At 51.0% G+C, this 10,829-nt stretch carries 8 protein-coding genes; 6 read left to right on the forward strand and 2 right to left on the reverse strand.

Annotated features, from left to right (window positions below; genetic code table 11):
• Positions 1-453 precede the first annotated feature (453 nt).
• From O2S87_RS16885 to O2S87_RS16905, 5 genes are all read left to right on the forward strand, one after another.
• The gene (locus tag O2S87_RS16885) at positions 454-1,968 is read left to right on the forward strand and encodes a metallophosphoesterase family protein (protein WP_475409926.1); all 1,515 of its coding nucleotides are present in this window, start codon (positions 454-456) and stop codon (positions 1,966-1,968) included.
• Positions 1,965-4,676 carry an AAA family ATPase gene (locus O2S87_RS16890; protein ID WP_475409927.1) on the forward strand — a complete coding sequence of 904 codons (2,712 nt, stop codon included), beginning with the start codon at positions 1,965-1,967 and terminating at the stop codon, positions 4,674-4,676. The genes O2S87_RS16885 and O2S87_RS16890 overlap by 4 nt, the downstream gene beginning before the upstream one ends.
• Positions 4,676-5,941 (forward strand): DNA double-strand break repair nuclease NurA, encoded by a 1,266-nt coding sequence (locus tag O2S87_RS16895; RefSeq protein WP_475409928.1) that lies wholly within the window; start codon positions 4,676-4,678, stop codon positions 5,939-5,941. Before O2S87_RS16890 ends, O2S87_RS16895 begins: the two co-directional genes overlap by 1 nt.
• A gap of 73 nt (positions 5,942-6,014) precedes the next feature.
• Positions 6,015-6,680: a DUF8166 family protein gene (locus tag O2S87_RS16900; protein ID WP_475409929.1), complete on the forward strand. Its 666-nt coding sequence runs from the start codon at positions 6,015-6,017 to the stop codon at positions 6,678-6,680.
• Entirely contained in the window at positions 6,680-8,323 is a 1,644-nt protein-coding gene (locus O2S87_RS16905) for an ATP-binding protein (RefSeq protein ID WP_475409930.1), read from the forward strand. Before O2S87_RS16900 ends, O2S87_RS16905 begins: the two co-directional genes overlap by 1 nt.
• 290 nt (positions 8,324-8,613) lie before the next feature.
• Here the strand turns inward: O2S87_RS16905 and hepT are convergent, their stop codons facing one another.
• Both hepT and mntA read right to left on the reverse strand, forming a co-directional pair.
• Positions 8,614-9,042 carry a type VII toxin-antitoxin system HepT family RNase toxin gene (gene hepT, locus O2S87_RS16910; RefSeq protein ID WP_475409931.1) on the reverse strand — a complete coding sequence of 143 codons (429 nt, stop codon included), beginning with the start codon at positions 9,040-9,042 and terminating at the stop codon, positions 8,614-8,616.
• Positions 9,035-9,466 carry a type VII toxin-antitoxin system MntA family adenylyltransferase antitoxin gene (gene mntA, locus O2S87_RS16915; protein ID WP_475409932.1) on the reverse strand — a complete coding sequence of 144 codons (432 nt, stop codon included), beginning with the start codon at positions 9,464-9,466 and terminating at the stop codon, positions 9,035-9,037. The genes hepT and mntA overlap by 8 nt, the downstream gene beginning before the upstream one ends.
• 472 nt (positions 9,467-9,938) lie before the next feature.
• Here mntA and O2S87_RS16920 point away from each other — a divergent pair, with 472 nt between their 5' ends.
• Positions 9,939-10,724, forward strand: coding sequence for a sacsin N-terminal ATP-binding-like domain-containing protein (locus O2S87_RS16920; RefSeq protein WP_475409933.1), 786 nt, complete (start codon positions 9,939-9,941; stop codon positions 10,722-10,724).
• Positions 10,725-10,829 lie beyond the last annotated feature (105 nt).

The following is a 10,829-nucleotide window of genomic DNA, read 5'->3' on the forward strand; positions in this document are numbered from 1 at the left end:
ATCCAGATCGCTACAACCGGTTCTTCAATGAGATTCTGTGTGAATCACTCCACGAGAAGATTCACTGTACCGCCTCGGTTGAGGCTACTGGAGGTGAAGTCTAAACGGTTCTGAGACGCGACCAATAGTTTCGATATGAGTCGACAAGAAGTTGCAAAACTATCTTGGTAATCCTGTTCCGGAGCACCCCTAAATGGGTGAATCCTTCTAGTTATACTGGTCCAGATTTTTCGACTTTTGTTACCGAGATCGCGTTCCGCACCCAGTTCCGCAGTGAAAATTCACTGCGGAAAATTGGACTGGGTTTCAGCCTCACCAGTGGGAGCTTTATTTCACTTTCACTCTGGTTGGCTGATGTTTAATATCTGTCCGGTCACAAATATCTATATACATTCAACCGCGCGCTTTGGCAGCACGTTGGATTGAACAGACCTCCAATAAGAATCACAGACTATGCTAACACTCACACACATCGCTGATACCCATCTTGGCCACCGACAATATGGGTTGAAACAACGCGAGGATGACATGGTATCGACGACACGTGCTGCGCTTCAGGAGATGATTGAGGAACGTGGGACAGATGCGGTTCTATTACCAGGTGACCTGTTCCACTCGCGTGATCTACGGCCGAAGATTTTGCACCAGATCGAACGAGAACTCGAACGGATACCTGCCGAGGTACCGGTGTTAGTATCGCGCGGGAATCACGACGAGAATCTGACGCCGCGTGACGTGACGTGGTTGAACTACCTCCATCAACGGGGACACATTGTGTTCTTGAAAGCCGAATTGAATGCTGACCCAGAGACAGCGTGGTTTAATCCGTATGATCCAGAAGACCCAGGACAGTCTGCAGGGTTTTATGATATTAATGTAGCAGACTCAGACGGGCCGATTCGTGTGTTCGGCCTACAGTGGCGCGGCGCGAAGACAGGACAGGCTCTCGAACAAGTGGCGAATGGGATCCGTGAGACGAATAAGATGCATGGTGAGCCAGCGTCGACCGTATTGCTGGCACATTTCGGGATCGAGGATGAAGTGCCCACGCTCGGAGGGACTGTAACCCATGCGGAGTTACGAGACGTGAAAGATGTCGTAGATTACCTAGCCTTGGGCCACATTCACAAACGGTACGATTCTGGTGGGTGGATCTACAATCCCGGCTCACCAGAAGCCCATAACACTCGGGAGGGCCGCGACGAGTGGCAGCACGGCTACTACTCAATCTCATTCAACGACGGACTGACGGAGACAAGCAATGACACAGTTGATTTTAGTGTAGAGCATCACCCGACGAAGCGACGGCCGTACTACCGGATTGAATTCGATGTTACTGCATATGAGTCAGCGAGTAAGCTTGAAGCTGCATTTCAGGAACACGTTCGGGACAAGCGGAGTGCGATGACGGCCTACTGTAGTCAAGATGTGTTCATGGCACAAGGTGAGCCGCGGGAACCGATCATTGACCTTCGGTTCACGGGGACCCTACAATTCAGTCGAGGGGATTTACGGACAGATAAACTCGCAGCGTGGGTCAAAGAAGCATGTGACGCGCTCTATGTTCAGGTGAATACAGGAATCCGGACGGCGAACGTCCAGCAACTCATCTCGGAGATTGACGAGGATGAGGTGTTCAAAGATGGGAAGTTGAACACTGCTGCGTTAGAACATCGTGTCTTTGAGACAATTGCGAAGGAATCGGTCTACGATGACCATGCAGCTGATGTCGCTGATGTATTAGGGGATGCTCATCAGATGGCCCAAGCTGGTGAAGCCGTCGAAGACATTCAGGAATCTGTGAGTTCGGCACGACAGGAGTTGTTCCCCGAACTAACAGAGAATGTGATACTGGATATCAAGGAAGACCCCTTCGCGGATGCGGAAACAGATGGCGAAGCGGCTGGTAAGAGAGCGGATGGTAGTACAGGCACAGAGAGTGATACAGAAAGGGAGGTGGAGCAATGAGAATCACAGAGGTTGTCTTGGAGGACATCAAGTCGTACGCAGATCGAACGGTCGTGCCGATTGAAGGCGGCGTGACCGCGATTCTCGGTGAAAACGGCGCAGGGAAATCAACAATTCAAGAGGCCATCGGGTTCACGTTGTTCGACTCGCTTCCATTCAATAATAAGGAGTTCGTACGGGAAGGTGCGAGTTCGGGAACCGTCGAGGTTACATTCGAACAGGACACGCAGGGTGGGACAGAGCGGTATAGGGTTATTCAGTCGGTCGGCCGATCACAGTACAGCGTATCTCGGTACGATTCAGATGATGATGAGTGGGTCGATCAGGAGATTGATTCCAAGGCAGAGTTAGTAAAATGGTTGTGCGCGCAATTCGGTGTGGGGGATGGAGACGAACTTAGCAGTCTCTGGAACTCCAGCATTGGGGTACCACAAACACGATTCCTCTCTGACTTCTCGCAAACGCCTAGGAACCGAAAAGCTACGTTCGATTCGTTACTGAATCTGGACGAGTACGAGGAGTCATGGAAGACTCTCAAGCATGTTCCGGACGTGATCGAAAACCAACAGCAAGATCATCGTAGAGACATCGATACACTCACCGGTGAGATACAGGGTCTACCTGACGAACGAGCGGAAGCGGAGTCGTTGGCCGACGAAATTGAAACAATCAATGACCGAATCGAACGGAAAACCGGAGAGTTGGCGGAGAAAGAAGAAGCGTACGAAGAGTTAGAAGCCACCAAAGAAGAAATTGACCGCCTTGACCAAGACGTTGATTCGCTGGAAGGAGACATCGAATCGACAGAGGCGAATTTAGATACGGCAAAGGAGGAACTCGCAGCCGCCACACAAGCGCAGCAAAAGTGCGAGGAGACCCGTGAGGAGTACAGTCAGTACAAAGAAGCGCGCGAACGACAAGAAGAGTTAGAAGAACAAAAGGCTGAACGAAATGCACTCATCGAAGAACGAGACGAACAAGAAGACGGGATCCAGGCAATCCAATTCGAGGTCAACCGACTAGAAGAGGACCTCAAAGAACTGGAAGCAGCTAGGGAGACCTTGGAGGCGTGCGAAGAAGAGAAAGAACGGTATGAAGAACTCGATGACCGTATTGAGTCCCTGAAAGATCGTAAAGAGAATGTAGAGACGTTAGAGGAGGAAATCGAGCAGTCGGTGGAGGAAATCGAATCGAAGGAACGCGAAATCGAGGAGAAAGAGGAGACGATTATCAAAATAAAGGACGAGTGGGAAGCGACGACGGATCCAGAGTCACTCTCCGATGATATTAATGATCGTGAGGCGAACCGAAAGCAACTGGAAAACGAGCGTGAGCGGCTTGAAGAACAGCTGGCCAGGTTGCGTGATGCGGATATTGATGCACCGTGCCCGACGTGTGATCGTCCATTAAAAGAAGACCACCGGTCGAAGACAATCAAGCAGCGTGAAGCCCGAATCAAGGAAATCAAGGCGGAGCGCGAGGAACTCGCTGAGGAACTTGATGCGTTACATAAAGAGCGTGAGGCGGCGAGAGAAGTCAAACAGCGTGTTGATAAGATTCCTGTTCATCAGAACACAATCGACTCGTTGAATAGTGAGATCGAAGACCTTCGCGCCACCAAAGAAGAAACAGAAACAGACTTGTCGGATTTGGAAGATGAATTAGCAGACCTCCCGGACCTCGAAGCCGAACGAGACGACTTGGAGGAGCCGTACGACGAATACCAGACCGCAGAATTCCGGATTAGGGAACATACTGATGTTCCTGATGAGTTGGAGGCAACACGAGCCGAACTAGAGCGAGAACAGTCGGCACTGGCTGAAATCGAAGGCGAGTTAGAAGCGTTTGATGGTCTGGATGAGAAGTTAACAGAGGTCAAAGAAACGCTGGAGCAAACAGAACCAGCGTATCAGACGTATATCAAGCACGAGAAGCAAGCATCACAGGTGGAAGAGCGGCAGGAAAAGGTCGAAAATCTGGAGAGCGAGCTTGGAGGCCTCAAAGCGGATCTTGAACAGACGGAGGCAAAACTGGAGGAGACGAAAGCGTCGTTCGATGAAGAACGATTTGAGACCTTGGAGTTAGACATTGAAGAGCTCAAGAATGACCTAGCAGGAGATCGACGATCTTTGGAGCTCAAACAGGAGAATCTAAGGGAGGTTGATGAAACAATCGAGGAGTTGGAGACGAAGCTAAATGACCGTCAAGAGAAACTCCAACAAGTGAAGGAACTGAAAGCAGACCAGCAATTCGCCGAGTGGGTCCGAGAGAATGTCCGCGAGGCCGGACCGAAAATGCGGGAAATTATCACCGACCGGATTGGCTCCCGGGCGAACGAGTTGTTCCGTTCAATTCGTGGTGCGTCAGCAGAGACACTAGAGTGGACGAGCGACTACGAGATCGTCGTACACGATGCGGATGTCCGAAAGTCGTTTTCAAAGCTGAGTGGCGGCGAGAAGATGGCGGCAGCACTCGCGGTGCGACTGGCGATCCTCGAACAGTTAGCATCTGTAGGAATCGCATTCTTGGATGAGCCAACCGCGAATCTAGACCGGCAAAAGAAACGGAATTTAGTCACTCAGCTCAAACAACTGGATAGCTTCGATCAACTCACAGTCATTAGTCACGACCAGACGTTCGATGCGATGACTGACTATACGATCACCATTGAGAAAGACCGGCAGACATCGGGGGTGTCGGTCAATTAATGCCGATTGATAAACGCGGTGTCGCGTCTGAATTGGAAGCGAGTGTCGACACAATCGAGGCGTATCTCGAAGACGACACAGGGATCGTAGAGCGATATCAAAATGCACTGCAGCAGTTACCAAATGAGTGGACGAGTAGCGAGATTCGAACCTCGCTCCAAGATTTATCATACCCAGGGGCGTATCCGACGGACAAGTTCGATGACGTAGACAGTCTCATCGTCCCGTATCCAGAGAGTAACGGATGGGAAAATCACGAAGACGTCAACGGGTGGGCTCGTGAGATCGTTCATGACGTGCCCGTTATGGCTGTCGATGGATCACAACTCCCTCCGACAACGCAATTTAACGTCCCACTCGCATATGTCCAAGCAGCTTGGGCAGTCAACCATCATCACGCCGAGGGACGGCTTGACCGCGGGGTCGAAGGTCGACTCTTAACGCCTGATGAGGTGACGCAAGAATCGAACGACGGTGACTACCGGTTCGTTGATTCCCAGCTCGTGGGGCACCACCGATTCGAGTACGAAGGACAGTTACTCATCGACCAACTCTCTGAATTGGCTACCGCTCGTGATGCAGGTGATATCGATAACACCCCGGTCGTGTTCTATGACGGGCCGTTGATCGCATCGTTTGCGAATCCATTAAAACCAGAAACCCGAGAGCGATACATTTCGACGCTGGGTCAGGTGATTGCGGCGAGTCAGCATCACGAGATTCCGCTGGTTGGGTACGTTGCCGGATCAAGCGCGACCGAGCTTGTGAAAATGACACGACTTCTGTTACGCAGGACGTTTGAGATGGATCGTGTCATCCCGGATGCACACGTATTAACAGAGTTGATGAGCCCGTGGGGAGATACGACGATTCCCTTTATTTCGAAGCGAGATGGGAGTATCGACGCGTTGGAAGCAACGTACAACGGGGAAGCGTACGAATTCCACGATGACATCTTGTTCTCGTATCTGAATGTACCACCGGGAGCTGGACTTGATCGAATAGAATTCCCCGGTTGGTTATGCCGGAATAGAGGTCCCGATGGGTACGATTCGATGTACGAGTACACAATCGACATCGTGCGGGCAGAAGCAGGGATTGGACGAGGATATCCAGAGATTCTGCAGCAGGTCGATAGCGACGCGGTGTTAGACCAGCATGATCGACAGCAGTTCCGACGTGTCGTCCAACGCTGGGCTGAAACGAATGACGTGCCGCTAGAATGGAACGCCAAAGCACTAAGCAAGGAGCTTCGACGACGATGAGTCACCACCACACCCAATGCGAATCAGCAGGATGCACCGACCGACAACCAAGCCACAACGCGGAGACGTATCTATGACAGATACACAAATTGACGAAGACAGCTCAGGCCTCGATTCGTGTGTTCGAATCGGTAGCATCGTATCCTCGAACAGTCACTTGGATTATGTCGTCGAGGTGTACAAGGAACGAGACTGTGATCGACCACCAGAACTTCACGAGCGTGAGTTCGGACAACCAGTGTTCATCAGAAAAACTGTTGACGGAACCGAGTACGCGGTCATGGGCGTGATTTATGATACCTTGTTAGTCGACCCTGACCAAGGGCGAACTGGGCCACGATTGGCACAAGACGACCAAGCCCAATTCACGCCTGGATACATCGAAGAGCGCACCACGCTCGCAGGCGTCGCACTTCTCGGTACTGCGGTCCTCACCGAGAATGGAAGTATACAGGACCCAACGCATCAAATGCCGCGATGGACGTTAGAAGTCGATGACACTGTTTTCCACTGTCCGGATCAGATTTCGGTTTCTTTCCATACTGTCGATGACCAAATCCAGTTGGCGTACATGGATCGACTCTTGAATATTGCCGGTGACTTCGGATCTGAAGTTATTGTTGCGTTGATTGACCGGTTACGAAGAATACTCCCGAGTGACGATCCGAACCAGCGCGTACTGGATGTAGTAGAACAGAATATCCAGTGGCAGGCACGCGAACAGCGAGGGGTGGTCTAATGACAGACCGATCAAATGTGGTCGGAACTGTAGCCGGACCCGGTGGAGATCCGAATGAATTCGTGTTCGTGACTCCCTCGGACAAATCCATCAAGACGGGAGAGTTCATCACATATACTGTCGCAGTTGAAAATGAGCCACGATCAGTGTTCGCTCGCGTGACGAACCGTGAACTGATCCGTGGGCTGCCAGAGGGATTCCTTGCCGATCCAGGAGTCGGGCCGAATACTGTTGCGGCAACACTCGGCGTACCGAATGATGAGACCGATTTATATCGATTGACAGCTACCGTCATCGGCTACTATAATACGGGCATGACGACGTTCGCTAACCCTCGACAACTTCCAGATCCGGGAACTCCGCTTTCGATTGCCCCGGACCGGCAACTCGAAACTGTGTTGCCGAACCTCGGATCTAAAACTGACAGCAAAGATGTCACAACGCTTGATGGGGTCGCACACATCGGATGGCTGTTAAATCGACCGGCAGAGGCGACGAATCTACACATTCCAATCGAGGAGTTCGCTTCGACACACTTAGCCATCCTCGCATCGACCGGGAGCGGGAAATCCTATACAGCGTCGGTTTTGATCGAAGAGATGATGCGGCCAGGTTCGCGTGCATCACTGCTTGTGTTCGATCCCCACGGAGAGTATGGGACATTGTCGGAGATACAAGGAAATGAGCAATTCCACGGCGATGATGGATATAAACCGGATGTCGTGTTTTTCAATCCGAAAGACCTCCGCGTCCGAATCTCCGAACTGGAAATCGGCGACGTAATGGCGATATTGGATAATCCGAGTAATCGGATGCAAGATCGCCTTTCAACCGCTTGGCGGTCGATGCAGAACCGAGAAAGCCGCACGTGGGGTATTGATGAACTCGTCACAGAGATGGAAACAATATTCGGTGATGATGACGCGAGTGTTGGTGCATTGGAATGGCGGCTCCGTCGGTCGATTCAGCGGAACGATCTATTTGATCCTGCAGATAACGTCCCGTTAGATGATATTGTGGATCCAGGGCAATGTACTATCTTGCAGATGGACACGTTGAATCGATGGGACCAACAGCTCATTACAACTGTTCTACTCCGTCGATTGTACCGTGAACGGCTTGAGGATGTGCGGAATCGGGAGTCTGAGGTTGATCACCCAATCTTTGCGCTGTTTGAGGAAGGCCATCGATTCGCACCAGCATCCGGTGATGCACCATCGCTTGGGATCATGCGGACGATCACCTCAGAAGGGCGCAAGTTTGGGTTTGGACTCGGGATCATCAGCCAGCGACCTTCAAAAATTGACCAAGATGTATTGTCACAATGTGGGACACAAATATCGATGCAAATCAAGAACCCGAATGACCAGGATGCAATTAAAAACTCTGTTGAATCTGCAGGGGAAGACGTACTCCGAGAATTACCCGGATTGACCCCTGGTCAAGCCATCGTGTCAGGTGACGCGATGAATACGCCAGCACTGATTCAAATTCGTCAACGGATCACTGAACATGGTGCTGAGAGTCGGAATGTCGTTGAAGAATGGACTGATGCGTACGAACAGCGGCAACGTGAACCGACGCGATCAGAACGCGCTAGCTTTGGTGAGGGCGATTCAACCGGTGTTCAAAGTCTTGATTGAGATAATCTAACTACATGTGGTCACGGATCACACGCTTGACTCGGGCTTTATCATACTCCACGGCAGGAGAGTCTTCCGCCTGAAGTGGAACTGCCTCTGCATAGTCAGCAGTGACAGCAGTGATTCGAAGAGGAACATCAGAGCCAGGCTCTCCCTCTAGAAGCTTGATTTTGAACCCTTCATGAACACCGTAGGTGACCCGCCAACAGCGCGGAAGTCATTGATATCTACCACTAAGAGATCTCGGGGTTGTACAGGTGATTCTCGCAGAAGGCCATACATCTTAGAATTCAATCATGATCTCGAAACCACCGAGCAAGTTGCTGGCTGTAGTCGTTGTATACTGTGAGGCCCGTCTGGAGTGTTTCGTATACTTCTTCAGTATCGATGTGTCCGTATTCATGGGCGAGGACGTTTCTGAACCCAATCGCGGCGACCAGCATCGTTGTCGTCTCTTTATCGATAACACCGTGTTGATGCAGAACACGAACCGCTTCCTTTGCGGTACTACCGTCGTAGCCGAAGTCACGTGTGGCGACGTGTTGAGTGAGATCGGAACAGGCCTGAATCGCGTTTTCGAACATCCGCTCAACGGCGCGCTGCTGGGTCGTACTCTGGAGGAACTCGCTACGTGACAGCGTCTCCTGTTTGTCGGTGAGCTCGCCGTGGTACTGCTCAATTTGTTCGAGTTTGATGGCAACGACTCGCTCGTCAGCCACGCAAGCCCTCCTCTGCAATTCGGTCAATCATCTCACGCTGCTGGCGGCGACGTTCATTAGTTTGGGCTGCGAACTCGGCTTCGATGCGTGTTTTGAACCGCTCAAACGCGCGGTCGTCACCACAGACAAACGTGCCATTGACCGCATCATGTGCGACCTCGACCGAGAGCGTCTCGATGTCGGAGAGGTCGACGAAGGGAGCATCATCTCGCTGAAGATCGCCCGATAGAAAACACCGTTTTTCGAACCGCTCACGGTTCGATAGATCTTCGGCAAACTTGATAGCGATGTCAAGGTCGGAGTCACGAGTCGCCCCGCCAGTACACTGAGAGCCGAATACAACCACAAACTCAACGTCAGCGTCGGTACAGACCGACGCCTCAAGGGCGGTAAAAATCTGCGTTTCGTCTTCGCCCGGTTGCATACATATATCGACTCCCCTTCATCACAAAAGAATTCCGCCGTTTCACACCGTCAAGAGACTAAGTGGTAGTTCAAGCCTTCACTTATAATTTCATTGCCTCAATGAACAAGCCGATAATAACAATTCCTGACAAAAGTCCCGTGCAAGATCCACAGCGCGTATCTTGTACGACGACTCGATTAATTCGAATGTACTCTTATCGGTCGGTAAAGGTGTGACACGTACCGTGACGAATAAAACATCTATGAGATCTATCAGAACCCCGGTGCAACATTCAGAGAATGAAGTCGGCATGACGACTCTGTTTTCCTCAGCTATTCACAACTGTGTCAATTATTAAATGTGTGTAAATATTCATATTCCAACCCTGAGCGGATTAACTTAATCACGAGTAGACAGTTGTAACCGACCAGGGTGTCAAATTACGATATTACGGAAAGAGTGATTTGTAGGGGTAGCAAAAGTAATCCTAATGGTCAATTTCGGCGACATTTCGTCGGCAGAAGATCTCGACAGGTTGTCTGAGTGCAAGCAAATCGAAGCGCTCAGGGACGCATACGAGAATAAGACAAGCTGGTTGGCTAAAGGAACCATTCGTGGGAGTGGCGAGTTCGTCAGAAGTGGATTCTCTGAGTCACACTTTCCACTCGAGTTGGTGCAAAACGCCGACGATGAGGGGGCGACCACAATCTTGTTCGAGTACGACGATCAAGCAGGCCAACTTAGGGTATTCGACGATGGAGGAGGGTTCGACCACCTTGGCGTCGCTGCCGTCTGTCAACAGGGGCAGTCTCGGAAAGAGAGCGATAAACAAATCGGATTTATGGGTATCGGGTTCAAGTCGCTATTCGAGGTGTGTAACCGAGTCAACGTTCATTCGAACGACTATCATTTTGGATTCGACACCGCCAAGGATGTCAGCGAAGGAGATGAGAACGACATTCCGGGGTTCTTGCGTCCAGAGTGGGTTGGCGAAGATCATGAACCAGTCGGTCCTATGATTGCGGACAATGTCTTCGAAAACGACCCGACAACGACCATTGTCGGAGATTTATCCGAGACACACGGCATTGAAGAGGCCCTGGGGAGCGACAATCTATCGCCGTCAGTTTTCTTGTTTTTGGACAATTTGGAGCAGATACTCATCCGAAGTGCTTCCGGAGATCTAAAGCGTACGCTTGGTGGGGAGCGGAAAACCGATTTCGACGGGAGTGTGCGTCAAGCAAAAGAGAAGTATCAGTCGATCACATCGGGTTAGATGGAGTGTCTGTTTGGAAGTAGTGTGAAACAAACCCAAACAGACAATCAGATCGAAGAAGAGCATCTGCTTAATTTTGTCGTCAACACTCTCGACGAGGAACTT

The organism is Halohasta sp. A2, assembly GCF_056175805.1.

What these genes read in the sequence shown, in the direction of transcription:
- O2S87_RS16885 (WP_475409926.1), top strand. Translation starts at nt 454, where the DNA reads ATGCTAACACTCACACACATCGCTGATACCCATCTTGGCCACCGACAA.
- O2S87_RS16890 (WP_475409927.1), top strand. Translation starts at nt 1,965, where the DNA reads ATGAGAATCACAGAGGTTGTCTTGGAGGACATCAAGTCGTACGCAGAT.
- O2S87_RS16895 (WP_475409928.1), top strand. Translation starts at nt 4,676, where the DNA reads ATGCCGATTGATAAACGCGGTGTCGCGTCTGAATTGGAAGCGAGTGTC.
- O2S87_RS16900 (WP_475409929.1), top strand. Translation starts at nt 6,015, where the DNA reads ATGACAGATACACAAATTGACGAAGACAGCTCAGGCCTCGATTCGTGT.
- O2S87_RS16905 (WP_475409930.1), top strand. Translation starts at nt 6,680, where the DNA reads ATGACAGACCGATCAAATGTGGTCGGAACTGTAGCCGGACCCGGTGGA.
- mntA (WP_475409932.1), bottom strand. Translation starts at nt 9,466, where the DNA reads ATGCAACCGGGCGAAGACGAAACGCAGATTTTTACCGCCCTTGAGGCG.
- O2S87_RS16920 (WP_475409933.1), top strand. Translation starts at nt 9,939, where the DNA reads ATGGTCAATTTCGGCGACATTTCGTCGGCAGAAGATCTCGACAGGTTG.